Below are 23,806 nucleotides of genomic sequence, written 5' to 3' on the forward strand. Positions count from 1 at the left end.
CGGCCGGCCGCCCCGCCGGCCGCGCCTGGGCCGGGCGGGCGGCGGGGGCTTCGGCCTCGGCTGCGCGCTTTCCGAACATCTACTTCTTCTTGAAGAGGCTGGCGAAGAACGAGGTCTTCCCGGCCGTCGCGGGCGGCTCGCGCCGGCTGATCTGCTGGGCGAGTTCGCCGAGCGCCTCGGCGACCTTGGACCGCGGCCCGACCTCGGAGATCATCTGTCCGTTGTTGGCCGCCTGGCCGAAGAGCTTCGGCTCGAAGGGGATCACCAGGGCCGGCGTCAGGTCGAGGGCCTCGCCGAAGTCCTTGACCGGGATCTCCGGCCGGCCGGGCACGCCCACCTGGTTCAGGACCAGCCGGGGCGGCGCGTCGTTCGGACGGGCCCGGCGGACGAGGTCGACCAGGTTCTTCACGTTGCGAAGCGAGGCGAGGTCGGGCGTCGCCACCACGACCAGGTCGTCCGAGGAGAGCAGGATGCGGCGCTTCCAGGCCGTCCAGACATGGGGCAGGTCGAGCACGACGAAGGGCGCGGCGCCGCGCACCTTCTGGGTCACCTCCTCATAGGCCTCGGCGGCGATCTCGTAGTCCTGGTCCAGCGTGGCCGGGGCGGCGAACAGGCTGAGCCGGTCGCTGCAGCGGGCCATCATCCGGTCCATCAGCACGGGGTCCAGGCGGTCGGGCTCGGCGAGCGCATCGGCGACGCCCTGGATCGGGTCCTGGTTGAAGTCGAGCCCCGCCGTGCCGAAGGCGAGGTCCAGGTCGACCAGCACGGCGTTGGCCGCGAGCCGCTCGGTGATGGCGTGCGCGACATTGTGGGCGATGGTCGAGACGCCCACCCCGCCCTTGGCGCCGCAGAAGGCGATCTGCCGCCCGACGAACGGGGCGCTCGGGTCGGCGTAGAGGCCGCAGATCGAGCGCACGAACTGCAGGGGCTTGAACGGCGGGACGAGATATTCGCTGACCCCGCGCCGCATCAGCTCGCGATAGAGGGCGATGTCGTTGGCCGCCCCGATCACCACGACCTTCGAGCCGGGGTCGCAGACCTCGGCCAGCTGGTCGAGATGGGCCAGGAGCTGCGCCGCCGGCTCGCAGCACTCGACGATCAGCAGCTGCGGCGTCGGCTGGTTCTGGAAGGCCGAAACGGCTGCGGCCAGACCGCCGTCGCGGACGGTGACGGTGGCCCGCTCCATGCGCCGGTCCTTGGCCGCATGTTCGATCAGGTCGCCGGTCCGGTCGCGTTCGACGAAGGCGTGGATGCTGATCCGCGGCAACACGGAATCCCCGAACGCCGTCTCGGCGCTGGCCATCATCTCGTGAACCGGATTGGCGACCGGCGGCGGAGGCGGGAGATCCTCGTCGAACACCTCCGGCTCGGCGCCCGGCCGGGGCGCGCGGGCGCGCGGCGGCGGCAGGTCCTCGAACGGATCGGCCGGCAAGGCGGCGGCGGCGGCGGCGGGCGCGGTGCGCCAGCCGTCCTCGCGCGGCGAGGCGAAGTCGTCGTCGGCCTCGAAAGCCAGGTCGAAGGGGTCGGGTCCGGACTGCGGGCGCATGGACGTCATTTCACCGCCGTCGAGAGGGCGCCCGCGGCCTGCTCGTCTTTCTCGCTGGAGGTGATCCTGCCGGCGCGATAGCGGTCCAGAACCTCCATCCGGCGCTGGGCGTCGGGGGCGTCGGACGCCCGCGGCCCGGCCAGGTCGGCGGGATTGGCGATCTGCGCCGCCAGGTTGGCTGTGTTTGCGCAGCCGAAGTTTCCGTAGACGCGGTTGTTCCAGGTGCTGGTCAGGTTCTCCCACTGCTGGCCGCAGCGGGGGACGTCCACCTCGTAGCGGAGATAGCCGACCACCAGAGGCGCCTCGGGGCCGCCGCCGTCGTAGCCGACCACCTGCACCGCCTGGGCCGGAACGCCCTGGCCGATCAGGAAGGCGCGAACGCTCTCGCCCATCCGGTAGACCGCGCCGGAGTCGGCGGCGCCGGAGGGCGACTGGATCACCACCTGCCCGCCTGCGGCCGCGCGCCAGCCGGCGACCAGGTCGGCGAGGGCGCGGGCCTGGCCCTGCGAAACGCCCTGGGCGTGGACGGCGAGCCGGATCTCCTGCGGCAGGGCGCGGACCGGCGCCTCGAACTGATCGAGGGCCGTCGACGGGTCGGCGACCGCCCCCTCCCGCGGCGGCGCGCTGGCGCAGGCGGCCAGGGCGAGGACGAGGGCGACGGGTGTCAGGCTGCGCAGGATCTGGGTCATGGCTTACTCGATCACGTAGCCGTAGGGGCCCTGATAGGCCGGCGCTCCGGGCGGCTGGGGCCGGGCCTTGTAGGCGCGGTTGAGCCGGCCGAGCAGGATGGTTTCGGGGTCCGATGCCAGCCGCAGGCCGTCGGCCGGCGTCTGCAGCCTGTCCGGCGAGGTCGGCTTGACGAGATAGGGCGTGACGATGACGACGAGCTCGGTCTCGCCCTTCAGGAAGTCACGCGACCGGAAGAGCGTGCCCAGCACCGGAAGGTTGGTCATGCCGGGCAGGGAATCGATGGCCTGCTTGGTCTGCTCCCGCAGCAGGCCGGCGATCATCATCGCGCCGCCCGACGGCAGCTCCACCATGGTCTCGGCGCGGCGGACGTTCAGGCCCGGGATCACCAGGGGCGCGACGTCCTCGCCGTTGCTGACGGTGAAGGCGCCGTCATTGGAAAGCTCCGAAACCTCGGTCGAGATCTTCAGGGAGATCAGCCCGCCGGAGAGGACGACGGGGGTGAAGCCCAGGCCCACGCCGAACGGCTTGAACTCCACGGTGATGCGGCCGGTGTCGTCCTGGCCCACCGGCACGGGGAACTCGCCGCCGGCCAGGAACTTCGCCGCCTCGCCCGAGACGGCCGTCAGGTTCGGTTCGGCCAGGGTGCGGACGAGGCCGACGCGTTCGAAGGCCTGCAGCATGCTCTCGGCCTGATTGAGGCCGGGGTCGCCGGCGAGGCCGTCCTTGATGGTGGCGGTGTCGGAGTTGCCGCCGCTGCGCACGACCACGTCGCAGAGCGCATCGGCCGGGAAGGCGCCGCCGCAGGGCCGCTGCATGATCGGCTGCTGCGTGGTGTCGAGCTCATAGCCCGCCGTGATCCCGCCCATCAGACCGCCGTTCACGGCGAAGCTGGCGGCGTTGTTGAACATGTACTGCGGCTCGCCCAGCTGGTTCAGGACGGCGCTGGTGTTGAAGCCGAGCTGTTTGATGACCGAGCGCTGCACCTCGACGATGCGCACCTTCAGCATCACCTGGTCCTTGCCGGCGATGGTCAGCATGTTGAGCACCTGGTCGTCCGGACGCGAGACCGCGGCGCGCGCGATCTGCACCGCCTTGGAGGCGTCGGCCAGGCTCTGGACCTCGCCGGACAGGATCAGGCTGTCGTTCATCGAATCGACGCGCACCCGGGCGCCGGGCAGCAGGCGGTTGATGGTCTGGGCCACCGCCCCGGTGTCCTGGTCCACCCGGATGTCGAGGGACAGGATCCGCCGGCCGCTGGCGTCGAAGAAGACGGCGTCGGTCTGGCCGGAGCCGACGCCCAGCACATAGATGCGGCGCGGCGAGCGCAGCACGGCGTCGGCCACGTCGGGATTGGTCACCAGCACGTCGCGGGCGTCGACCGGGAGCTCGACGATGGCGGACTTGCCGCGCGGCAGGACCAGGGACTGGGTGGCGCCGCCGCCCGAGACGTCGACGCGAATGGTCGAGGCCTGCGGGATGCCGCCCGACAGCACGTCCGCTTGGCTGACGGCCGGCGCCAGGAGCGCCGCGGCGACGGCCGCGAGGGTGAGGAGGGCCTTCATCGCACGGTCTCCTCGGTCACTTGACCGTTGCGGTGGATGCGCACGGTCTGGGGCGCGCTGACGCCGCCGCGTCCCACCGGACCGGCGAGATCGGCGTAGGATCGCAGGGCCAGGACCATCTCGCCCCGCGCCCGGCCGAGGGCCAGCAGCTCGGCGTCGGCGGCCGGCGCCTCGATGGTGGCCACGGTCCCGACGATGCTGTTGGCGTCCTTCTCGGGCGTGGTGGTCTGATCGATGGCGAGGACGCGCACATTGCGCAGCAGGGTTTCGGTGATCTCCCGCTCCTGGCCCGGCGGGCGGTAGCTCTGCAGCACGTCGACCCGGTCGCCCGGCAGGATGAAACCGCCGGCGGCGGTCTCCTGATTGACCGGAACGGCGACGGCCCGCATGCCGGGCTCGAGAACGACCGACATGTAGCCGCCCTCGCCGCCCCGGACGATCTTGCTGGCGGAGATCGGCTCGCCCTTGGCGATCGGCTCACGGACGATGGCGCCCTCGATCGCCTGCAGGGGGCCCGCGCCGAGGGCGGAGGCGGCGGCCTGGCTGGCCTTTTCGGCGACCTTGTCGGCCCCTTCGGCCGCCGCCGCCGGGGCTTGGCCGTCGGTGATGAAGGTGGGGTTGAGCGCCTCGACGGGCCAGGGCTGCCAGCTGACCAGGGCCGCCGACAGGCGCGTGCCGATCGGCAGGTCCTCCTTGGCCACCAGCACCTGCGCCATCGGCCGGGCCTCGGCGATGGGGGCCGCGGGCTCGGGCGCCTGGGCGGGCGTCATCATGCCGCGCACGATGAAGGCCAGCAGGATGGCGGCCACGGCGGCGGCGGCCAGGATCGCAATGCGGACGGCGCCCATGAAACTTCCAACACGCTCCCGCTGAGGGGCCCGCTGAGGGTAAGGAGGCGGCGCGCCGGTTCCGGCGGCCTGCCGCGAAATCGAATTGCGGCCTTCTGGCGGCGCCTTCCTTGTGGCGCGGCCATGGTTAACAGCCGCTAAAGGGGGGCGCCGGCGGCCAGCAGGCGCACCAGATCGCCCCCTGGCAGGGCGACCAGACCGCCGACGCAGATCGCCACGCCGTAGGGCACGTTCTCGCCCGGCTCGGCGAGGCGGGAGAGCCAGGCGGGACCGGAGGCGACATAGCGGCGCAGCATCATGGAGCGCATCGCCAGCAGGCCGACCGCCAGGGCGCCGCCGGCCAGAGCGGTCACAAGGATGAACGGCAGAATCGCCGGCCAGCCGAGCCACAGGGCCGCAGCGGCGAAGACCTTCGCGTCACCGCCCCCGATCCAGCCGAGGGCGAACATCGCCATGCCGGCGACGAGGGCGGCGGCGCCTATGGCCAAGTGCCCGCCCAGGGCGCCTATCGGCAGGCCGACGGCGAGGGCGGCGGGGAAGAAGGCGAGGATGAGCGCCAGCGAGATCCAGTTCGGGATGGTGTAGCTCGTCGCATCCTTGAGCGCCGCCACGATGAGCAGAGCCGGGCAGACGGCGAGGAGCAGGGCCTGGAACTGAAGGAGCATGGCGCGGGTCCGTTAGGGCGTCGGAAGCCCGATGATGGGGGGCGGCGGTGAACGCTTGGTTTCGCGCCGCCGTCCTCCGCAAGGATCGAGAGCCGGAATCGAAGAAGGGCCGCGACATCGCTGTCGCGGCCCTTTTCGTCGGACGCGGCGAGCCGCGTCTGATCTTAGTTGGCGGCCGCCTGCGGCATCTTTTCGGAGATCAGGCCGAACGTGCCGGAGATCTTGCCCGACAGGGTGTTCAGGGCGGTGATCAGCACGACGGCGATCAGGGCGGCGATCAGGCCGTACTCGATGGCGGTGGCGCCAGATTCGTCCTTCAGGAAGCGGGTCACAAACTTCGACATTGCTCGATCTCCTTTTGTAGCGAGCAGATTGGTCGGGGATCAGGCCTTACCGGTCTGCTCGCCCCGAATTGCAGGGTCACTTTCGCGGACCTGGCTTAATGTCGAGTAAATCAACGAGTATTCGAGCGAATTTTCTTTTGGTTTACTTGCGTTTACTATTAGCATTCATTAACTATGCGCAGCTTTTCGGCGGCGGAATCTGCGTTTTGCATTATGATTCACGCGCACGCGCGAGTCCGGCCGATTCAGCTTTTCTTGACCATTCCGGACCAACCTCGCCATCGACCTTCCTCGTTCCGACGGACCCGCCATGCGCCGCCTGATCGCCAGCGCCATCGCCGCCCTCCTCGTCTGCGCCCCCGCCATGGCCGCCGCGGCGCCGCTCGTCCTGGGGCTGGGCGAGGGCGAGGCGGTGCGGCTTTCCGGCCCAGCGCGAAACGTCGTCGTCGGCGATCCCGAGATCGCCGATGTCAGCATGACCGGTCCGCGCGACCTGGTGGTGCTCGGCCGCGGCTACGGGTCGACCAGCATCGTGGTGACGGCCCAGGACGGCCGGCTCCTGTTCAACCGCGAGGTCGTGGTCGGCGGCGAGGGCCCGGGCGAGATGGCCTATGTCCGCGGCGGAGAGACGCGCGCCTACAGCTGCGCGCCGGTCTGCCGCGCCACCGAAGCCGACGGCGCGCAGCGTCGCCCCTGAGGCCGGGCTTAAGCATCGCTTAGCCGTCGCGCGCTAGCTTCTTCGCCAACCGAAGGGTTGGACCACCGCAGAATGCCCGCCGCGCCGAAACTCCGACAGCTCGCCACGCGCTTCGCCCGCGCCCGCCGGGGCGCGACGGCCGTCGAGTTCGCCATGATCGCCGGCCCCCTGCTCCTGCTCATCTTCGGCATACTGGAGCTGGCGCTCGTCTTCATGGTGTCGACGACGCTGGAGACGGCGACGGCCCTGGCCGCCCGTCCGATCCGCACCGGCGAGCTCCAGACGAGCGGAGCCGCCAGCGCCGAGAACTTCAAGAAGTCCGTCTGCGACCGGATGAGCTGGCTCGGCTCGGACTGCGCGGAGAATCTCCGGGTCGAGGTGCGCAGCTATGTCGACTTCACGAGCGTCGGTCAGGACGACGACCCCGTTAAGGACTGCTGGGCGCCGGGAGGCCCCACGGACATCGTCTTCGTCCAGACCTCGTACTACTGGCGGATCTTCACGCCCCTGATCAGCGCGGCCCTGGTGAACGACGGCTCCGACCGCCGCCGGATCGTCGCGGTGGAGGTCTTCCGGAACGAGCCCTACAGCGACGCCCCTGCCGAGAAGGGGTCGACATGCTGAGCCTGCCGAGGTTCTTCCGCGACCGGCGCGGCGTGGCCGCCGTCGAGTTCGCCTTCGTCGCTCCCGTCCTGATCCTGATCTATATGGGGCTCGCGGAGGTGACGATGGCGCTCATGGCCGAGCGCCGCGCCGGGCACGCCACCGCCGCGATCGCCGACCTGATCGCCCAGGACACGCTGACCAGCAAGACCGAGATCGACGACATCTTCGCCATCGGCGACAAGATCGTCGCGCCGTTCGCCTCCGAAGGGCTGACCCTTCGGGTCACCGCCATCCAGGCGGACAATAACGGGACGCCCAAGGTCGTCTGGAGCCGCGGCAAGGGCGCGCTGGGCGGGCTTGCGAAGGGCGCGACCGTGACCGGTCTTCCGGCCGACCTCATCGCCGCCAACGAGACGCTGATCTTCAGCGAGATGAAGTACGCCTTCAACTCGCCGGTGCGCTACGTCATCCCCGACGCCCTGACCTTCCACGAGAAATACTATCTCCGCCCCCGGAAGCTGGAGATGGTCAACTGCGTCGACTGCTAGGCTAGACGCCGAGCGCGCGCGCCAGCTCCTCCACGAGCGGCCCGGTCCGGCAGGGCTCGCCCGCGAGGGCCGAGACCGGGCGCACGCCGATCAGGCTGTTGGTCAGGAAGATGGCGTCGGCGTCCTTCAACTCCTCCGGCCGGACCCGGACCTCCCGCACCGGCCCGCCCATGCGCTGCGCCGCGGCGATCACGGCCTGACGGGCCAGGCCCTCCAGCACCCCGCATTCCAGCGCCGGCGTGTAGATCCGGCCGCCGCTGAGCCAGAAGAGGTTGGCGGCGCTGGCGCAGGCGACCTCCCCGCGCGAATTGAGCATCAGGGCCTCGTCGGCGCCCGCCGCGACGGCCTCCCGCCTCGCCAGCACATTGTCGAGATAGGCCAGGGTCTTCAGGCGCGAGGTCACCGAGCCGTCGTTCCGGCGGGTGCGGGCGAGGATGAGCCGGGCCGGACCTTCGGGCTTCGGCGCCGGCGCCGCGGTGACGATCAGGCGCGGGACGGGCGCCGCCGGCCGCTCGAGGCCCCGCCCGCCCGAACCGGCGGTCCAGGTCAGGCGCAGGGCGGCGCGCGCGCCTTGCAGCCCGGCCTCCGCCAGCGCCGCCTCGGCGGCGCGCCACGTGGTCTGAGGCTCGGGCGGCGGCAAGCCCAGCACCTCGCAGCCGCGGGTCAGCCGGCCCAGATGGCCCTCCCACCAGACCGGCTGTCCCTGCCGGACCAGGACGGTCTCGAACAGGCCGTCGCCGAGCAGGAGGCCGCGGTCGTCGAAGGGGACGCCGGCGCTCATGACGCCGCCGCCAGAGACGGCCCCTCGAGGGCGGCGCGCAGGGCGGCGACCTTGGCCTCCGTCTCGGCGCGCTCGGCCTCCGGGTGGCTGTCGGCCACGATGCCGGCGCCGGCGCGCGCCTCCACCCGCCAGCCCTCCGGGTCCTCCAGCAGGGCGGCGGTCCGGATCAGCACGCTGGAGTCGAACGCCCCGTCCGCGCCGGCCCAGAAGATGGAGCCGCAATAGGGACCGCGTGGCGGCTCCAGGGCCGCGATCACCTTCATCGCCTGGATCTTGGGCGCGCCGGTGATCGAGCCCGGCGGGAAGGCGGCCCTCAGCAGTTCGGCCGTCCCCTGCCCCTCCGCCAGGCGGCCGGTGACGGTGGAGACCAGATGATGGACGTTGGCGAAGCTCTCGATGGCGAAGAGCTCCGGCGTCTTCACGCTGCCCGGCTGGCAGACCCGCGCGAGATCGTTGCGCATCAGATCGACGATCATGAGGTTCTCCGCTCGGTCCTTGGCGCTGGCGGACAGTTCGGCGGCCAGGCGGGCGTCCTGCGCCGCATCGGCCCCGCGCGGCCGCGTTCCCTTGATCGGCCGCGTCTCGGCGGTGAGCCCCTGCGACGTGCGCCGCAGGGCGATGAAGCGCTCGGGCGAATTGGAGACCACGGCGGCGCCTGGCAGCCGCAGATAGGCCGCGAACGGGGCCGGACTCGCCTTCGCCAGCGCCGCCATCAGGTCCAGGGGCGAGACGCCCGGCCCCAGCCGGCCGGTCCAGGCGCGGGCGATGTTGGCCTGGAAGATCTCACCGGCCGCGATCCGCCCCACGACCTCGGCCACGGCGGCCTCGTAGCGGGCGGGATCGGAGGCGCGGAGGGCGGCCTGCGTCAGCGGGCCGGAGCGGCGGGTCCCCGAGGCGCCCTCGGAGGCCGCGAGCAGCGCCCGGGCCCGGGACAGCGCCGCTTCGGGCGTCTCGCCGCGGCCGATCGCGCGCAGCTCGCGCCGCTCGTGATCGAAGGCGAGGACGGCGGGATAGAGGGCGCAGGCCAGGTCCGGCCAGTCCGGGTGCGCCGGCAGGGCGAGGTCCTGCGCCTTCGCCCCGAGCTCATAGGCGGCGAGGCCCGCCACGCCGCCCTGGAAGGGCGGCCCCGCCTCCAGCCGCTCGCCCTCCGGGATCAGCGCGGCGAGGGCGGCGAAGGGATCGGAGGGCTCGCCGCTGCGGACCGTCAGGGTGCGGGTGGGCCGCGCCGCCACATAGGACCAGCGTCCGCGCCGCCCGCCGCCGCCCGAGAGCAGCCCGAGCGCCCATGGCTCCTCGGCCAGGGCGGAGAGCGCCTCCAGCGGGTCCCGCCAGGGCGCGGCGATCTCGGCGACGCGGCGCATCCCTGCGCCATAGACCGCCGTTCGCCCGCTGGAAAGCGGCCCCGGCGCGCCGGTCGCCCCGGCGAGGCGTTCAGGCCCCCAGGCGGGCGTCCGCCGCCGCGAGCGCCGCATCGCGGGCGCCGGCGAAGCCCTGGGCCGCCAGGGCCTCGGCCAGGGCGGTCAGGCAGAGCCTCACATGCCAGGGACTGGCCGAGGCGCCCATCAGGCCGATGCGCCAGACCTTTCCTTTCAGGGGACCGAGGCCGGCGCCGATCTCCAGGTCCCAGCGTTCGAGCAGATAGGCGCGGACCTTGGCCTCGTCGATCCCCTCGGGGACCTTCACCGTATTGAGCTGCGGCAGGCGGTGCTCCGGCGCGGCCAGCATCTCCAGGCCCAGGGCCTCAAGCCCGGCGACCAGGGACTCGTGCATGCGCGCATGGCGCACGAAGACCGCCTGCTCGCCCTCCTCGAAGAAGGCCACGAGCGACTCGTGCAGGCCGTAGAGCGCGTTGATCGGCGCGGTGTGGTGATAGGTGCGGCCGCCCTCGCCGCCCCAGTAGCTCATCAGAAGGCCGATGTCGTAGAGCCAGTTGCGCGGCTTCTCCTTGCGCGCGGCGATGGCCGCCACGGCCCGCTTGGAAAGGGCGACCGGCGACAGGCCGGGGGGCGCCGACAGGCACTTCTGCGTGCCCGAATAGACCACGTCGGCGTCCCAGGCGGCGGCATCCACCGGCACGCCGCCCAGCGAGGTGACGCAGTCGACGATGGAGAGCGCGCCATGCCTGCGGGCGAGCGCGCACAGGCCCGCCGCATCGCTGCGCACGCCGGTCGAGGTTTCCGCGTGGACGAAGGCGAGCACCTTGGCCCGCCGGCCGCCGCTCAAGGCCGCCTCGACCTTGTCCAGGCTGACCGGCGTTCCCCAGGCGTCCTCGACCGCGATCACCTCGGCCCCGGCGCGACCGGCCATGTCGACCATGCGCGTGCCGAAGACGCCGTTGACGCAGATGACCGCCAGGTCGCCCGGCTCCAGCAGGTTCATGATCGCCGCCTCCATGCCGGCCGTGCCGGGCGCGGGCAGCGGCACGCAGACGTGGTCCGGCGCATGGAACAGGCGGGCGAGACCGGCCTTGATCTCCTCCATCAGGTCCTGGAAGGCGGGATCGAGATGGCCGATGGTCGGGCGCGAAAGGGCGGCCAGCACGCGGGGACTGACGTCGGAGGGCCCCGGGCCCATCAGGATGCGCCGAGGTGGCTGAAAACTGTGCAAAACGCCCTCCCTTGTCACGGCGAGGTGATTAGGCCGGAAGCGGTGAGGAGCGCAATTCTTGTCATCGAACCTTGTCGGAGGTTCGGTCCCTGAAAGCGCCCGGCGGCGACGCGGAGGTCGGCGCCGGGCGTGTCAGTTGGAAGCGGCCGTCGATGTCCGTGCGCCGGCCAGTTCGCGACGCGGCCCGCGGTCCAGCCAGGCCCGCTTCCACTCTCCCCACAACTGCGGCCGCGGCCGCGTGTAGCGCGCCTCCAGAAAGGCCGCCTCCACCACGCGATCGGTGCGGAAGTGCCGGAAGTCCGCGCGCAGCTCGCACCAGGCGGCGATGATCCGCACCGTGTCGAAATAGCCGACCGAGATCGGCCAGATGACCCGCTCGGTCACCGCGCCCGCCTCGTCGCGATAGGCCAGCCGCACCTTTCCCTGCTCGCGGATGGCCAGACGCAGGCGGGCCATGTCGATGGCGTCGACCTCCGCCCGCCACTGCCGTGTGGCGGTCAGCGGCGAGGAGGCGACGAAGGGGCGCAGGTTCTCCGGGATCACCTGGGCGATCTTGGCCACCAGGTCCTTGGCCGCCCGGGCGAGCTCCGGATCGGCGCGGCCGCTGACGAACTGGGCGCCCAGAAGAACCGCCTCGAGCTCCTCGGCGGTGAGCATCAGCGGCGGCATGTCGAAGCCGTCGTCGAGGACATAGCCGATCCCCGCCTCGCCCCGGATCGGGACCCGCTGGCCCATCAGGTCGGCGATGTCGCGATAGACCGTGCGGACGGAGGTCTCCAGTTCCTCGGCGAGCGCCGCGGCGGTCACCGGACGGGCCGTCCGGCGCAGGATCTGGATGATCTGGAACAGGCGGTCGGCCCGGCGCATGCGACACCTCGTCCCTGCTGACAGGATGCTGACAGGAGGCCTTGCTTACCACGGTCCTCGCAACCCCGGAGGACCGAAAGATGATCACCCTGTACGGCTTTGGCCCCATGTTCGGCCTGCCCGATCCGAGCCCCTACGTCATGAAGACGGAGGTCCAGCTGAAGATGGCCGGCCTCGGCTATCTCAAGCTTCCCGGCGACCTGGACGCGGCGCCCAAGCGCAAGCTGCCGGTCATCGACGACGACGGCGTCGTCGTCGCCGATTCCGCCTTCATCCGCTGGCACATCGAGCAGAAGTACGGCGTCGACTTCGACGAGGGCCTCGACACCCGGGAACGTGCGCTCGCCTGGGCCGCCGAGCGGATGGCCGAAGACCATCTCGGCTGGGCGCTCGGCTATGCCCGCTGGCTGATGCCGGAGAACTTCGACAAGGGGCCCGCCCGCTTCTTCGACGATCTGCCCGAGCCGGCGCGCAGCCAGGCGCAGGCCGAGACCCGGGACGCCGTGCGCGGCGCCATGGAGGCGCACGGAATCGCCCGGCACAGCCTGTGCGAGATCACCCGCCTGGCCGACCGCTCGCTCTGCAGCCTTTCGACCCTGCTGGGCGACAAGACCTATCTCATGGGCGAGCGGCCCTGCGGCGCCGATGCGGTGGTCTTCGCCATGACGGCCGGCGCGCTCTGCCCGCACTTCGATTCGCCCATCCGCCAGGCGGCCGAGCGCTACGGCGAGCTCGTCGCTTACAGCGAGCGGATGATGCGGCTCTTCTTCCCGGCCTACACGGCGGCGGCCCAGGAGGCCGCCTGAGGCCCGGCGGCGCGGGGATCAGCCCAGGATCCGCGCGCCGATCGCCTCGCGCATGGCGCGGTCGACGCCCAGGGCCTGCTCCAGATAGCCGTCGAGGGAGCCGCAGCGCTCCCGCATCACGGCGAAGGCGCTCTCCAAATATTCCGGATGGACGCTGAGCGCGGTGCGGATGGCGGCTTCGCTCGGCACGCGTCCGGCATATTCGGTGAAGAACTCGACCATGTAGGGGATGCGGCGTGCGATCCGGGTCTCGTCATTGGTCAGCAGATAGTCGGCGACGATATCGTCGTCGTGGACGCCGGCCAGATGGTGGGTGAGCGCGCACAGCATGCCCGTGCGATCCTTGCCCGCCGCGCAGTGGACGAGGATCGGCCCTTCGGCCCGCGCCAGGGCCTGGAAGTAACGGGAGAAGAGGTCGATGTGCCGCTCCTCGAAGGGCGCCTCCCGATAGAAGGCGACTCCGTCGGCGCGGAACCAGTCGATGCTGAGGTCGGAGGCCTGCATGGCCGCGATCCAGGGGTCGCCGGCGACGCCGAGGTCGTTCTCGATGACGTGGGCGGTGAAGCCGTCGTGACGCAGGGAGGGATCCCTCGCCCGCTCGGCGGGGCGGCGCAGGTCGACGACCACCCGGATCCCCATCTGGCGAAGGCGCTCGAGGTCGGCCGCGGTCGCCCGGGCGTGGTTCGCCGAGCGGTAGAGGACGCCGCGCCGCACGCCGCGCCCGCAGGCGGTGCCATATCCGCCGAAGTCGCGGAAGTTCTCGATGCCTTCGAAGTCCAGGTGCCGGTCCATTCCCAGCCACTAGCGCCGCGCCCCTGCGAAATCCAGCGTCTGGACGCCGCGCCCTCGGCAGGCGAGGTTGCGGCCATGACCGAGCACCGCACCGAGCGCTTCCAGAGTTTCGACGGCGTCGAGATCGCCATCCACCGCCAGGGCCAGGGTCGTCCTGTCGTCCTGCTGCACGGCTTCCTCTCCAGCGCCCGCCAGAACTGGTTCGCGCCCGGCCACGTGAACTGCCTGGCGCGGGCCGGGTTCGAGGTCATCGCGCCCGATCTGCGCGGGCACGGCGAATCCGCCGCGCCGACCGATCCGGCGGCCTGGCCGCAGGACGTGCTGGCCAAGGACCAGCAGGCGCTGATCGCCCATCTCGGCCTCTCCGACTACGACCTGGTCGGATACTCCCTCGGGGCCCGGACCTCGGTGCGCGCGGTGGTCGGCGGTCTCCGTCCCCGTCGCCTGGCGCTGGGCGGCATGGGCGAGAGCGGCGTCATGCAGGCCGGAGCGCGTGCGGCCATGTTCGAGGACTCCATCCGCCATGGCGAGCAGGCCAAGGACCCGCGCGCCGGCCGCCGCATCCAGCGCATGCTGGCCGAGGGGGGCCTCGACCCCCTGGCCATGCTGGGCGTGCTGGCCGCCTTCCAGGAGACGACGGCCGAGCAGATCGCCGCCATCACAATCCCCACCCTGGTGGTCTGCGGCGCCGACGACCGGGACAACGGCTCGCCGGACGATCTCGCCGCGCGCCTGCCGCACAGCCAGCTGGTGATGATCCCCGGCGACCACATCGGCGCCGCGGGGGCGGCCGAGCTCAGCGAGGCGGTGGTCGCCTTCCTGACGGAAGACTAGCGGAAGGGCGGCTCGTCGAAGCTGCGCAGCTTGCGCGAATGCAGGCGCGGCCCCTCCTCGCGCAGCAGGTCCAGCGTCGCCAGGCCGATCTGCAGGTGCTGTCCGATGGCCCGCTCGTAGAAGGCGTTGGCCTGGCCGGGCAGCTTGATCTCGCCGTGCAGCGGCTTGTCGGACACGCACAGAAGGGTGCCGTAGGGCACCCGGAACCGGTAGCCCTGGGCGGCGATGGTGGCGCTCTCCATGTCGATGGCCACGGCGCGGGACTGGTTGAAGCGCAGGGCCGACAGCGAGTAGCGCAGCTCCCAGTTCCGGTCGTCGGTGGTCACCACCGTGCCCGTGCGCAGGCGGCGCTTCAGCACCTCGCCGGACTCGCCGGTGACGATCTCGGCGGCGCGGTTCATGGCCACCTGCACCTCGGCGATGGGCGGGATGGGGATTTCCGGCGGCAGGACGTCGTCCAGCACATGGTCGTCGCGCAGATAGGCGTGGGCCAGCACATAGTCGCCGATGGTCTGGCTGCCGCGCAGGCCGCCGCAATGGCCGATCATCAGCCAGGCCTGCGGGCGCAGCACGGCCAGGTGGTCGGTGATCGTCTTGGCGTTGGAGGGGCCGACGCCGATATTGACCAGCGTGACGCCCTGCCCGCCTTCGGCCATCAGGTGGTAGGCCGGCATCTGGTGGCGGCGCCAGGGCGCTTCGGCGACCACCATCTCCGGGTTCGGCGTCTCGGCGGTGACGACGACGCGGCCGGCCGCCGACAGCGCCTTGTAGGGGCCTCCCGACCTCAGCTGGGCGCAGGCCCAGGCCACGAACTCGTCCACATAGCGGTGATAGTTCGTGAACAGAACATACGGCTGGACATGCTCGGCCGGCGTGCCGGTGTAGTGGGCCAGCCGGGCGAGCGAGAAGTCCGTGCGCAGGCCGTCGAACAGGGCGAGCGGCCGGTCCTGCTCCAGGGCCGGCGTCCAGAAGCCGTCGGCGATCTCGTCGCCGATATGGGCGAGTTCGGTGGTCGGGAAGTGGCGGGCGATCTCGCGCGCTCCGACGTCGGCCTTGGCCAGGTCGATCGTGCCGTCCAGCACATAGGGAAAGGGAATCTCCTGGGCCGAACGCCCGACGGAGAGCTGCACGTCGAAGTCGCGCATCAGCAGGGTGAGCTGTTCCACCAGATAAGGGCCGAACAGGTCCGGGCGGGTGACGGTCACCGAATAGGCGCCCGGCGCCGAGAGCCGGGCATAGGCGCGCGAGAGTCTCGGGAATTCCTGGCCCGGCGGCCAGACGAGGCGCAGTTCGGGATAGGCGAAGGCGCCGGTCCGCCGGAGCTTCGGGTCGGGGGCGGCGCCGTCGTCCAGGAACCGCTGAAGCGCGCTGCGCAGGGCGGTGACGGAGGCCTGGTATTCGTCGTTGAGCCGCTCGACGATGGCGGCCGGTTCGCTTCTTTCTGTCATGGTCGATCCTAGCGCCGCGGGGCGACGATTTCGAGACGCCGCAAGGTCGCGCTCGCTTGCGCGCACGCCCGGTCCCTCCCCATATCAGCGTCCGACGACAACTCCTGACGCAAGATGCACAACCACATTCGCACCTTCATGCTTCTCGCCGCCCTCACCGCCCTCTTCATGGGCGTGGGCTATCTGATCGGCGGGACCGGCGGCATGCTGATCGCCCTCCTGCTGGCGGGGGGCATGAACCTCTTCAGCTACTGGAACGCCGACAAGATCGTCCTGCGCATGCACGGCGCGCAGGAGGTGGACGAGAGCCACGCCGACGCCCTCGTCCGCAACTTCGTGCGCGACGTCCACGAGATGGCCGACGGCGCGGGCCTGCCGCGGCCCAAGGTCTATGTGATGGCGACGGAGCAACCCAACGCCTTCGCCACCGGCCGCGATCCGGAGCACGCCGCCGTGGCCGCCACGGTCGGCCTGCTGCGCATGCTCGACCGGCGCGAGATCCGCGGCGTGATGGCCCATGAACTGGCCCATGTGAAGAACCGCGACACGCTCACCATGACGGTGACGGCGACCATCGCCGGCGCTATCTCGGCGCTCGCCAACTTCGCCCTCTTCTTCGGCGGCAACGACCGGGAGCGCCCGGGCGGCATCGTCGGCACGATCGCCCTGATGATTCTGGCGCCCATGGCCGCCAGCCTGGTGCAGATGGCCATCAGCCGCGCGCGCGAATACGAGGCCGACCGCGGCGGCGCCGAGATCTGCGGCGACCCCGAAGCGCTGGCCGACGCCCTGCAGAAGATCGAGCACTATGCCCGGGGCACGGTGAACCTGCCCGCCGAGCGCAATCCGGCCACGGGCCAGATGTTCATCATCAACCCGCTGTCGGGCCGCGGCGCCGACAACCTCTTCTCCACCCACCCGGCGACGCACAACCGCGTGGCCGCCCTGATGGAGATGGCCGGCAAGGTGACGGCCCCCGTGCGCCGGGCGGCCCGGGCCGTGGGCACGGCCGTGCCGGTGACGCGGCGCTCGGAGAAGGGCCCCTGGAGCTGAACCGGCGCTGACGGGCCGGCCCCTCCGGCCCACCTCCCCCTCGAGGAGGGGGAGGATCTGCGCTGCGGCGTCCGCAAGCTCGGTGAAGAGACGCTCCCTCTCTGGGGAGCTGTCGCCGAAGGCGACGGAGGGGGCCGCCTTCGGGACTGGACGTGACACGCCTCCTGCGTGAGGCGGCGCGGTTCCCTTACTCGGCCGGCAGGGCGGTCTCGGTCCGGCGCGACTGCAGGCGCTCGAATTCCGCCCAGACGCCGGTGTCGCCGTGCCATTGCCCCTTGGTCGCGGCCTTGGAGTATTCGGTGGAGCGGGCCTCGAAGAAGTTGGCGTGCTCCACGCCCGACAGCATCGACTGCAGCCAGGGCAGCGGGTTCTCCTTGATGCCGTAGACCTCCGGCAGGTGGAGCTGGCGCAGCCGCCAGTCGGCGATGAAGCGGATGTAGCGCTTGATGTCGTCGGGCGTCATGCCCTGGACCTCGCCGGCCTCGAAGGCCAGGTCGATGAACTTGTCCTCCAGGCCCACCACCGTCTTGCAGCAGTCGACGATGTCGTCGGCCACCGACTTGGTCACCACCTTGGTCTCGGCGTTGAAGGAGTGGAACAGGCGGATGATGCCCTCGCAGTGCAGGCTCTCGTCGCGCACCGACCAGGAGACGATCTGGCCCATCCCCTTCATCTTGTTGTTGCGCGGGAAGTTCATGAGCATGGCGAACGACGCGAAGAGCTGCAGCCCCTCGGTGAAGCCGCCGAACATGGCGAGCGTACGGGCGATGTCGGCATGCGAGTCGACGCCGAACTGCTGCATGTAGTCGTGCTTGTCGCGCATGGCCTGGTAGTCGAGGAAGGCCGTGAACTCGGAGTCGGGCATGCCGATCGTCTCGAGGAGCAGCGCATAGGCGGCGATATGGATCGTCTCCATGTTGGAGAAGGCCGCCAGCATCATCTTCACTTCGGTCGGTTTGAAGACCCGGCCGTAGCGTTCCATGTAGTTGTCGTTCACCTCGACGTCGGACTGGGTGAAGAAGCGGAAGATCTGCGTCAGCAGGCTGCGCTCGCGATCGTTCAGCTTGGCGGCCCAGTCCTTCACGTCCTCGCCCAGGGGCACCTCCTCAGGCATCCAGTGGACCTGCTGCTGCTTCTTCCAGAACTCGTAGGCCCACGGATAGCGGAAGGGCTTGTAGGCGTAGGAAGGAGTGAGCAGGCCCGGCAGGGCGGTAGGAACGGCGTCGGTCACGGCACTTCCCCGAGAAGCTGGCGGAGGTCTAGGATCGCAATCAGCAGGGTATCAGCGATTGCGATGACATCCAGGGGACAATCGGTCGCTAACCCCAATATGTTGTTAACAAGGCGCGCGGAGGCACAACCTGTGGCCAGCGAAAGCTATGTGGTCTACGGCGCGCAAGGCTCGGGCTCGGTCGCCGTCGAGGCCGCCCTGACCCTCATCGGCGCGCCCTGGCGGGTCGTCGACGCCGACTGGGACGACTTTGATCCGGTGGAACGTGTGAACCCGCTCCGGCAGGTGCCGGCGCTCGCCCTGCCCTCCGGAGAGCTGATGACCGAGAGCGCGGCCATCCTTCTGCACCTGGCCGAGGCCCATCCCGAGGCCGGCCTTGCGCCGCCGCCTGGAGACCCCCTCCGCCCGGCCTTCCTGAGGTGGATGATCTATGTGCCGGCGGCGATCTACCCGATGTACTGGGTCCGGGACGTCCCTTCGCGCCTGGCGGCCGACAGCCGGGCCGAATCGGTCATCCTCGAGCGTACGGCCGAGCGGATCGCCGAGTGCTGGGGCAAGATGAACGCTCAGGTCTCGCCCGGCGACTACATCCTGGGCGACCGCCTGACCATGCTCGACCTTTACGTGGCGGTGGTGTCGCGCTGGACGCCGGGTCGCCGGCGGTTCGGCGAGGTCGCGCCGAAGCTGGCGGGGCCGGTTCGGCGGGTCGACGAAGATCCGCGCCTGGCCGCGCTGTGGGCCGAACGCTTCCCGCCGGGGGTTTCGGAGTGAAACTCTACACCTTCCAGCGTAATTCCGCCGGCGAGCGGGTGCGGATCGCGCTCGGGCTGAAGGGCCTGGCCTATGACTATGTGTCGGTCCCCGCCCTTCCGGAGGGCGCGTACCGTCGGATCAACCCCCAGGGCCTGATGCCGGCGCTGGAACTGCCCGACGGCCAGGTGATCGCCCAGTCGGGCGCCATCCTCGCCTATCTGGAAGACGCCTTTCCGGAGCCGCCGCTCCTGCCCGCCGATCCGGTCGCCCGGGCGCAGGCCCGCAGCTTCGCCCTGTTCATCGCCGCCGAGATGCATGCGGTGACGGTGAGCCGCGTCCGGCGGTTCGTCGCAGACGATCTGGGGACCGGGACGGAGGGGGAGGCGCGGTGGCTCGCACACTGGACCACCGAAGGTCTTGTCCGGCTGGAGGAGATGCTGGCGCGACGGCCGCTCGCCTCCGCCTACTGTTACGGCGATGCGCCGGGCTGGGCGGATCTGCACCTTGTTCCAGCGCTGCGCAATGCGCGGCGGTTCGGCGTTCCGGTCGACCCCTATGTTCGGCTCCTGGGGGTGGAGGCGGCCTGTCGCGAGCTGCCGGCGTTCCAGTCCGCGCGGCCCGAAGCCCAGCCGGACTTCCAGGCCTGACGCGCCGCTCCGCTCAGTTCTGCGGCTTGATCGAGAACGACAGGGCGACGATCTGGTCGTCCTTCGTCTCCTGCCCCCAGATCATGTGCTGGCCCTTCACCTCGCGGTGGACATAGCCGAGCGAGGCCTGGACAGGCCCCTGACGCCAGCCCAGGCCCACATGGGCGTCGCCGATGAGGGCGCTGGAGGAATCGGTGGACCAGCCGGCCTGGTCCCAGCCGTCCTGGTCCCTCAGCATGTTGAGGCCCACGGCGCGGCCGCTGGCGGCGGCGAAGAGGTACCAGCGGCCCTTCTCGCCGAAGGCCTCGCCGTCGCGCACGCCCATGGCGTTGAGCCGCTCCTCGACCTCGGAGTCGAGCCCTTGGCCCAGGCGCACCATGGCGCCCGCCTCGGCCTGACCGCCACCCGTGCCAAAGCCCACGCCCGCATGCGGCGTGACGTCGACATCATAGGCGCCGGCCTCGAACTTCACGGCGGCGGGCCAGTCGCGCGTGACCGTGACCTCATAGGCCTGGGCGTCGAACTGGGCGCGTTCGGGATTGAGCGGCAAGCCGCCCGGCGTGCGCATCGGCCCGCCCACGCTGACACGCAGGGTGTCGACGGCGCTTCCGTCGGCGCGGACGCCAAGGGGCGCGGCGCCGGAGCGCCAGCGCACCGGGCCCTGACCCGGCGCATAGGTTTCCCGGGCGACGATGCGTTGGCTGGGGTCGAGTTCGGCGGCCGCGGCGTCCGGCGCGAAGGGCGCGTCCATGAGCGCGAACGCCGATTGAGTCGCCTGCGCGTTCAGCGCGGCGGTTTCGAACGGATCAGCCGCCGCGCCCGTGGCGGCGGCGCCCATGGCTATGGCCAATACAGCCGACAGCCTCATCTTCCCTGCTCCCAGTCCCCGCATCTGCCCGGCGGGGTTCAGATGCCATCCTTCCATGAAGTCTCAATGGCAGGAAGGGAGGACAGGTTCCCGCGACGGCGTGTCGCCGCAAGAAAAGGCTCAGGCGCCGGACTTGTGATCAGCCCGACGCCTGTTTTTCAACTTCTTCAGTAACTTGGCGGCAACCTTACTGGCAGGCCAGGCATTCCTCATAGTCGGTTCGCCCCTCTTCGGAGGGCGCCATGGCCGGGATCACGCCCACGGGCCCGCCGACGGCGGCGCCGGCGTGGGAGGCGCGCTGAACCGACTTGGAGCGCAGGTAGTAGAGCGACTTGCAGCCCCGCTCCCACGCCGTCCAGTGCAGCATGTGCAGGTCCCACTTATCCACGTCGCCCGGCAGGAAGAGGTTCACCGACTGCGACTGGCAGATGTCGGGCGTGCGGTCGGCCGCCAGTTCCACGATCCAGCGCTGGTCGATCTCGAAGGCGGTCTTGAAGACGTCCTTCTCGTCCTGGGTCAGGCCGTCGAGGTGCTGCACCGAGCCCTCGTTCTCGAGAATGGAGTCCCAGATGGCGGGCGTGTTCAGGCCCTTCTCCTCGAGCAGGCGCTCCAGGTAGGGGTTGCGGACCGCGAAGGTGCCCGACAGGGTCTTGTGGCTGTAGATGTTCGCCGGGATCGGCTCGATGCCGGCGCTGGTGCCGCCGCAGATGATCGAGATCGAGGCGGTCGGGGCGATGGCCAGCTTGTGCGAGAAGCGTTCCATGACGCCGCGCTCGGCCGCGTCCGGGCAGGGCCCGCGCTCCTCGGCCAGCTTGCGGCTGGCGGCGTCGCAGTGGCGGCGCAGGTGCTTGAAGAGGCGCATGTTCCACGACTTGGCCAGCGCGCTCTCGAAGGGCACGTTCTGCGCCTGCAGGAAGGTGTGGAAGCCCATGAGGCCCAGGCCGACCGAGCGCTCGCGCTGGGCGGCGTAGACGGCGTTCTTCATCTCCGGCGGCGCACGGCCGATGAAGTCCTCGAGCACGTTGTCGAGGAAGCGCATGACGTCCTCGATGAAGGTCGGATGGTCGCGCCATTCCATGAACTTCTCGGCGTTGACCGAGGAGAGGCAGCAGACGGCCGTGCGGTCCTGGCCCAGATGGTCCTTGCCCGTGTGGAGCATGATCTCCGAGCACAGGTTCGACTGGCGGACCGACAGGCCGAGCTCGCGCTGATGCTGCGGCATGGCGCGGTTCACGGTGTCGGAGAAGATCAGATAGGGCTCGCCCGTCTGCAGGCGGATCTCGAGGATCTTCTGCCACAGGGAGCGGGCGTCCACCTCGCGGATCACCTCGTTCGTCTTCGGCGAGCGCAGGCCGAAAAGAGCGCCGTCGCGGACGGCCTCCATGAAGGCGTCGGTGATGTTGATGCCGTGGTGCAGATTGAGCGACTTGCGGTTGAAGTCGCCGGAAGGTTTGCGGATCTCGAGGAACTCCTCGATCTCCGGGTGGTGGATGTCGAGATAGACCGCCGCCGAGCCGCGGCGCAGGGAGCCCTGGCTGATGGCGAGCGTCAGGGAGTCCATCACCCGGATGAAGGGGATGATGCCGCTGGTCTGGCCCGCGCCCTTCACCTTCTCGCCGATGGAGCGGACGCCGCCCCAGTAGGTGCCGATGCCGCCGCCGTTGGAGGCGAGCGCCACGTTCTCGTTCCAGACGCCCTGGATGCCTTCAAGGCTGTCGCTGACGGCGTTGAGGAAGCAGGAGATCGGCAGGCCGCGGTCGGCGCCGCCGTTCGACAGCACCGGCGTGGCCGGCATGAACCACAGGTTCGAGATGTAGTCGTAGATGCGCTGGGCGTGGTCGGCGTCGTCGGCGAAGGCCGTGGCCACGCGGGCGAACATGTCCTGATAGGACTCGCCGGCCAGCAGGTAGCGGTCCTCCAGCGTGGTCTTGCCGAACTCGGTCAGCAGGGCGTCGCGCGAACGGTCCACCTCGACCTTGCGCACCAGCTGCAGCTGGGGTCGCTCCGTCTGCGGCTGCGCCGCCGAGACCGCCTCGGAAACCTTCAACATCGCCGCTTCACTGCCGCTCATGGCCAAAACCCATACATTTCAGGGGCTTCGAGCTTTCACCCGAGAAGCGCCCCAGCCGCTATATGTAGTAGTCGCCCCACCCCGAGGCACCACAATATGGGGGCACAACGGCTAATGACTCGTCAACGGGGTGCGACGGTTCGCCCCCAGGGTTTTTCGTAAACGAGAGCTTAACACCGATTGGCCGGGGACTGATGGATCAGGCGTTTCAGGCGATCGGGCGTTCGCCGCTCACGAGACTGTGACAATTCGTCTTCCCCATCGGCGCGAACGCCGCTCAAGACGCAGGCGCCGGGTTGCGGCGGACGCCGCAGGAAGGTAAGCGGTCTCCGTCACTGGGGAGTAGCCGCCCGCACCCAGCGGGGGAACCGTCAACAGACTTGCCGAACGGCCCCGGGCCCGAGGCATGGCGTTTCCGGCCTAGCGCTTGGCGAGACCTTTGGCGTTCGCGTGTCGATCGAGCGGGGTCGGCGGCGCGGATCGCCATAGGTATGCGCTGACCGACCCCGCCTGGACGTGACCTTGGAACCCTTCCTCATATCGACCGGCCTCGTCGCCATCGCCGAGATCGGCGACAAGACCCAGCTCCTGGCGCTGGTTCTGGCGGCCCGCTTCCGGGCGCCCTGGCCCATCCTCGCCGGCATCCTCGTCGCCACGATCGCCAATCACGCCCTGGCGGCGGCCGTGGGCGCCTTCGCGGGCCATCTGGTGAGCGACCAGGCCGCACGCTGGCTGCTCGGGGCCCTCTTCCTCGCCTTCGCGGCCTGGGCGCTCGTCCCCGACAAGTTCGAGGACGAGGACGAGCCGCCGAAGCGGGACGGCGCCTCGGTCTTCTGGACCACCACCGTGGCCTTCTTCCTGGTGGAGATGGGGGACAAGACCCAGGTGGCCACGGCCGCGCTCGGCGCCCGCTTCCAGGATGTCGCCCTGGTGGCGGCCGGCACGACGCTCGGCATGATGCTGGCCAATGCGCCGGCCGTGCTCATCGGCGAAGCGGCCGCCACGAAGCTGCCCCTCAAGCTGATCCGCCTGTTCGCCGCGGCCAGCTTCGCCGCCATCGGCCTGTGGATCCTGATCGCCGGCTGAGACGCAAACGAAAAGAGCCCGGCCTTGCGGCCGGGCTCCCATCGGTCGGCTGATCAGCCGTCCGAACCTCGAGATCAGAAGTTGATGTCGATGGTCGAACGACGGTTCAGCGGTTCCTTCACGCCGTCGCCGGTCGGGACGGCCAGTTGGCTCTCGCCCTTCCAGTCGACCTGCAGGGCGCCCTGGCCGACGCCGAGGCTGACCAGCTGGTCGGCCACGGCCTTGGCACGGCGTTCCGACAGACGGACGTTGTAAGCCACCGAACCCGAGGAGTCGGTGTGGCCGACGACGACCACCTGGGTGGCGTTGCCGCCCTTGGCGTAGTTCGCAGCTTCCTGCACCACGGCCTGGGCTTCCGGCGTCAGGATGTACTGATCGAACGGGAAGTAGACCACGAACTGCCGCGCTTCATACGCCGGCGGAGGCGGCGGAGGCGGAGGCGGCGGGGGCGGAGGC

At 70.4% G+C, this 23,806-nt stretch carries 25 protein-coding genes; 9 read left to right on the forward strand and 16 right to left on the reverse strand.

All coding sequences use genetic code 11. The annotated features are described in order from the left end of the window. Nucleotides 1-79 precede the first annotated feature (79 nt). From H2041_RS18715 to H2041_RS18740, 6 genes are all read right to left on the reverse strand, one after another. Nucleotides 80-1,546 carry an AAA family ATPase gene (locus H2041_RS18715; protein ID WP_293415344.1) on the reverse strand — a complete coding sequence of 489 codons (1,467 nt, stop codon included), beginning with the start codon at nt 1,544-1,546 and terminating at the stop codon, nt 80-82. Nucleotides 1,547-1,551: 5 nt separating this feature from the next. Further along, a complete protein-coding gene (locus H2041_RS18720) occupies nt 1,552-2,235 on the reverse strand; it encodes a CpaD family pilus assembly protein (protein WP_293415346.1) in 684 nt (227 codons plus the stop codon). A 3-nt stretch (nt 2,236-2,238) separates the two neighbouring features. Then, nucleotides 2,239-3,798 (reverse strand): type II and III secretion system protein family protein, encoded by a 1,560-nt coding sequence (locus tag H2041_RS18725; protein WP_293415348.1) that lies wholly within the window; start codon nt 3,796-3,798, stop codon nt 2,239-2,241. After that, complete coding sequence (cpaB, locus tag H2041_RS18730) at nt 3,795-4,646, reverse strand: Flp pilus assembly protein CpaB (RefSeq protein WP_293415350.1); 852 nt, start codon at nt 4,644-4,646, stop codon at nt 3,795-3,797. Before cpaB ends, H2041_RS18725 begins: the two co-directional genes overlap by 4 nt. Before the next feature lie 137 nt (nt 4,647-4,783). Beyond that, nucleotides 4,784-5,311: a prepilin peptidase gene (locus H2041_RS18735; protein ID WP_293415352.1), complete on the reverse strand. Its 528-nt coding sequence runs from the start codon at nt 5,309-5,311 to the stop codon at nt 4,784-4,786. Nucleotides 5,312-5,475: 164 nt separating this feature from the next. Further along, nucleotides 5,476-5,655 (reverse strand): Flp family type IVb pilin, encoded by a 180-nt coding sequence (locus tag H2041_RS18740; RefSeq protein ID WP_293415354.1) that lies wholly within the window; start codon nt 5,653-5,655, stop codon nt 5,476-5,478. A gap of 310 nt (nt 5,656-5,965) precedes the next feature. Between H2041_RS18740 and H2041_RS18745 the strand changes: the two genes are divergently transcribed. From H2041_RS18745 to H2041_RS18755, 3 genes are all read left to right on the forward strand, one after another. Further along, entirely contained in the window at nt 5,966-6,352 is a 387-nt protein-coding gene (locus H2041_RS18745) for a pilus assembly protein N-terminal domain-containing protein (protein ID WP_293415356.1), read from the forward strand. A 72-nt stretch (nt 6,353-6,424) separates the two neighbouring features. Next, a complete protein-coding gene (locus tag H2041_RS18750; RefSeq protein WP_293415358.1) occupies nt 6,425-6,976 on the forward strand; it encodes a TadE/TadG family type IV pilus assembly protein in 552 nt (183 codons plus the stop codon). Next, a complete protein-coding gene (locus H2041_RS18755) occupies nt 6,970-7,506 on the forward strand; it encodes a TadE/TadG family type IV pilus assembly protein (RefSeq protein ID WP_293415360.1) in 537 nt (178 codons plus the stop codon). The genes H2041_RS18750 and H2041_RS18755 overlap by 7 nt, the downstream gene beginning before the upstream one ends. Before the next feature lies 1 nt (nt 7,507). Here the strand turns inward: H2041_RS18755 and H2041_RS18760 are convergent, their stop codons facing one another. From H2041_RS18760 to H2041_RS18775, 4 genes are all read right to left on the reverse strand, one after another. Then, nucleotides 7,508-8,287 (reverse strand): aminotransferase class IV, encoded by a 780-nt coding sequence (locus tag H2041_RS18760; protein ID WP_293415362.1) that lies wholly within the window; start codon nt 8,285-8,287, stop codon nt 7,508-7,510. Further along, entirely contained in the window at nt 8,284-9,648 is a 1,365-nt protein-coding gene (locus H2041_RS18765; RefSeq protein WP_293415364.1) for an anthranilate synthase component I family protein, read from the reverse strand. Before H2041_RS18765 ends, H2041_RS18760 begins: the two co-directional genes overlap by 4 nt. 70 nt (nt 9,649-9,718) lie before the next feature. Then, nucleotides 9,719-10,861: an alanine--glyoxylate aminotransferase family protein gene (locus H2041_RS18770; protein ID WP_293415366.1), complete on the reverse strand. Its 1,143-nt coding sequence runs from the start codon at nt 10,859-10,861 to the stop codon at nt 9,719-9,721. Nucleotides 10,862-11,026: 165 nt separating this feature from the next. Then, a complete protein-coding gene (locus H2041_RS18775) occupies nt 11,027-11,761 on the reverse strand; it encodes a YafY family protein (RefSeq protein ID WP_293415368.1) in 735 nt (244 codons plus the stop codon). Between the two features lie 80 nt (nt 11,762-11,841). Here H2041_RS18775 and H2041_RS18780 point away from each other — a divergent pair, with 80 nt between their 5' ends. Then, nucleotides 11,842-12,567, forward strand: a complete 726-nt coding sequence (locus H2041_RS18780; protein ID WP_293415370.1) for a glutathione S-transferase family protein — start codon at nt 11,842-11,844, stop codon at nt 12,565-12,567. Nucleotides 12,568-12,585: 18 nt separating this feature from the next. Here the strand turns inward: H2041_RS18780 and H2041_RS18785 are convergent, their stop codons facing one another. Next, on the reverse strand, nt 12,586-13,359 hold the full coding sequence (locus tag H2041_RS18785; RefSeq protein ID WP_293415372.1) for a tyrosine-protein phosphatase: 774 nt from the start codon (nt 13,357-13,359) through the stop codon (nt 12,586-12,588). 75 nt (nt 13,360-13,434) lie between these two features. Between H2041_RS18785 and H2041_RS18790 the strand changes: the two genes are divergently transcribed. Continuing rightward, nucleotides 13,435-14,193: an alpha/beta fold hydrolase gene (locus H2041_RS18790; protein WP_293415374.1), complete on the forward strand. Its 759-nt coding sequence runs from the start codon at nt 13,435-13,437 to the stop codon at nt 14,191-14,193. Here the strand turns inward: H2041_RS18790 and H2041_RS18795 are convergent. Next, on the reverse strand, nt 14,190-15,641 hold the full coding sequence (locus H2041_RS18795; RefSeq protein WP_293415376.1) for an AMP nucleosidase: 1,452 nt from the start codon (nt 15,639-15,641) through the stop codon (nt 14,190-14,192). The two genes, H2041_RS18790 and H2041_RS18795, sit on opposite strands and share 4 nt — an antisense overlap. 114 nt (nt 15,642-15,755) lie before the next feature. On the opposite strand from H2041_RS18795, the gene htpX reads away from it, so the two are divergent. After that, the gene (gene htpX, locus H2041_RS18800) at nt 15,756-16,694 is read left to right on the forward strand and encodes a zinc metalloprotease HtpX (RefSeq protein WP_293415378.1); all 939 of its coding nucleotides are present in this window, start codon (nt 15,756-15,758) and stop codon (nt 16,692-16,694) included. Between the two features lie 187 nt (nt 16,695-16,881). On the opposite strand, the gene H2041_RS18805 is transcribed toward htpX, so the two are convergent. Then, the gene (locus H2041_RS18805) at nt 16,882-17,925 is read right to left on the reverse strand and encodes a ribonucleotide-diphosphate reductase subunit beta (protein WP_293415380.1); all 1,044 of its coding nucleotides are present in this window, start codon (nt 17,923-17,925) and stop codon (nt 16,882-16,884) included. A 132-nt stretch (nt 17,926-18,057) separates the two neighbouring features. On the opposite strand from H2041_RS18805, the gene H2041_RS18810 reads away from it, so the two are divergent. After that, nucleotides 18,058-18,696: a glutathione S-transferase family protein gene (locus H2041_RS18810; protein ID WP_367134457.1), complete on the forward strand. Its 639-nt coding sequence runs from the start codon at nt 18,058-18,060 to the stop codon at nt 18,694-18,696. After that, nucleotides 18,693-19,325: a maleylacetoacetate isomerase gene (gene maiA / locus H2041_RS18815; RefSeq protein WP_293415384.1), complete on the forward strand. Its 633-nt coding sequence runs from the start codon at nt 18,693-18,695 to the stop codon at nt 19,323-19,325. The genes H2041_RS18810 and maiA overlap by 4 nt, the downstream gene beginning before the upstream one ends. Nucleotides 19,326-19,338: 13 nt before the next feature. On the opposite strand, the gene H2041_RS18820 is transcribed toward maiA, so the two are convergent. Next, on the reverse strand, nt 19,339-20,193 hold the full coding sequence (locus tag H2041_RS18820) for a lipid A-modifier LpxR family protein (protein WP_293415386.1): 855 nt from the start codon (nt 20,191-20,193) through the stop codon (nt 19,339-19,341). Between the two features lie 187 nt (nt 20,194-20,380). Then, on the reverse strand, nt 20,381-22,270 hold the full coding sequence (locus tag H2041_RS18825) for a ribonucleoside-diphosphate reductase subunit alpha (protein WP_293415388.1): 1,890 nt from the start codon (nt 22,268-22,270) through the stop codon (nt 20,381-20,383). Nucleotides 22,271-22,786: 516 nt separating this feature from the next. Here H2041_RS18825 and H2041_RS18830 point away from each other — a divergent pair. Continuing rightward, nucleotides 22,787-23,350 (forward strand): TMEM165/GDT1 family protein, encoded by a 564-nt coding sequence (locus tag H2041_RS18830; RefSeq protein ID WP_293415390.1) that lies wholly within the window; start codon nt 22,787-22,789, stop codon nt 23,348-23,350. Between the two features lie 74 nt (nt 23,351-23,424). Here H2041_RS18830 and H2041_RS18835 read toward each other — a convergent pair. Then, on the reverse strand, nt 23,425-23,806 hold a 382-nt coding region (locus tag H2041_RS18835; protein WP_293415392.1), incomplete at its 5' end, for an OmpA family protein.

It is taken from the genome of Phenylobacterium sp., from assembly GCF_013911965.1.
Classification (GTDB): Bacteria; Pseudomonadota; Alphaproteobacteria; order Caulobacterales; family Caulobacteraceae; genus Phenylobacterium.

Excerpts from the sequence above, each read along its gene's own strand:
- H2041_RS18715 (WP_293415344.1), bottom strand. The coding sequence starts at position 1,546 with ATGCGCCCGCAGTCCGGACCCGACCCCTTCGACCTGGCTTTCGAGGCC.
- H2041_RS18720 (WP_293415346.1), bottom strand. The coding sequence starts at position 2,235 with ATGACCCAGATCCTGCGCAGCCTGACACCCGTCGCCCTCGTCCTCGCC.
- H2041_RS18725 (WP_293415348.1), bottom strand. The coding sequence starts at position 3,798 with ATGAAGGCCCTCCTCACCCTCGCGGCCGTCGCCGCGGCGCTCCTGGCG.
- cpaB (WP_293415350.1), bottom strand. The coding sequence starts at position 4,646 with ATGGGCGCCGTCCGCATTGCGATCCTGGCCGCCGCCGCCGTGGCCGCC.
- H2041_RS18735 (WP_293415352.1), bottom strand. The coding sequence starts at position 5,311 with ATGCTCCTTCAGTTCCAGGCCCTGCTCCTCGCCGTCTGCCCGGCTCTG.
- H2041_RS18740 (WP_293415354.1), bottom strand. The coding sequence starts at position 5,655 with ATGTCGAAGTTTGTGACCCGCTTCCTGAAGGACGAATCTGGCGCCACC.
- H2041_RS18745 (WP_293415356.1), top strand. The coding sequence starts at position 5,966 with ATGCGCCGCCTGATCGCCAGCGCCATCGCCGCCCTCCTCGTCTGCGCC.
- H2041_RS18750 (WP_293415358.1), top strand. The coding sequence starts at position 6,425 with ATGCCCGCCGCGCCGAAACTCCGACAGCTCGCCACGCGCTTCGCCCGC.
- H2041_RS18755 (WP_293415360.1), top strand. The coding sequence starts at position 6,970 with ATGCTGAGCCTGCCGAGGTTCTTCCGCGACCGGCGCGGCGTGGCCGCC.
- H2041_RS18760 (WP_293415362.1), bottom strand. The coding sequence starts at position 8,287 with ATGAGCGCCGGCGTCCCCTTCGACGACCGCGGCCTCCTGCTCGGCGAC.
- H2041_RS18765 (WP_293415364.1), bottom strand. The coding sequence starts at position 9,648 with ATGCGCCGCGTCGCCGAGATCGCCGCGCCCTGGCGGGACCCGCTGGAG.
- H2041_RS18770 (WP_293415366.1), bottom strand. The coding sequence starts at position 10,861 with ATGGGCCCGGGGCCCTCCGACGTCAGTCCCCGCGTGCTGGCCGCCCTT.
- H2041_RS18775 (WP_293415368.1), bottom strand. The coding sequence starts at position 11,761 with ATGCGCCGGGCCGACCGCCTGTTCCAGATCATCCAGATCCTGCGCCGG.
- H2041_RS18780 (WP_293415370.1), top strand. The coding sequence starts at position 11,842 with ATGATCACCCTGTACGGCTTTGGCCCCATGTTCGGCCTGCCCGATCCG.
- H2041_RS18785 (WP_293415372.1), bottom strand. The coding sequence starts at position 13,359 with ATGGACCGGCACCTGGACTTCGAAGGCATCGAGAACTTCCGCGACTTC.
- H2041_RS18790 (WP_293415374.1), top strand. The coding sequence starts at position 13,435 with ATGACCGAGCACCGCACCGAGCGCTTCCAGAGTTTCGACGGCGTCGAG.
- H2041_RS18795 (WP_293415376.1), bottom strand. The coding sequence starts at position 15,641 with ATGACAGAAAGAAGCGAACCGGCCGCCATCGTCGAGCGGCTCAACGAC.
- htpX (WP_293415378.1), top strand. The coding sequence starts at position 15,756 with ATGCACAACCACATTCGCACCTTCATGCTTCTCGCCGCCCTCACCGCC.
- H2041_RS18820 (WP_293415386.1), bottom strand. The coding sequence starts at position 20,193 with ATGAGGCTGTCGGCTGTATTGGCCATAGCCATGGGCGCCGCCGCCACG.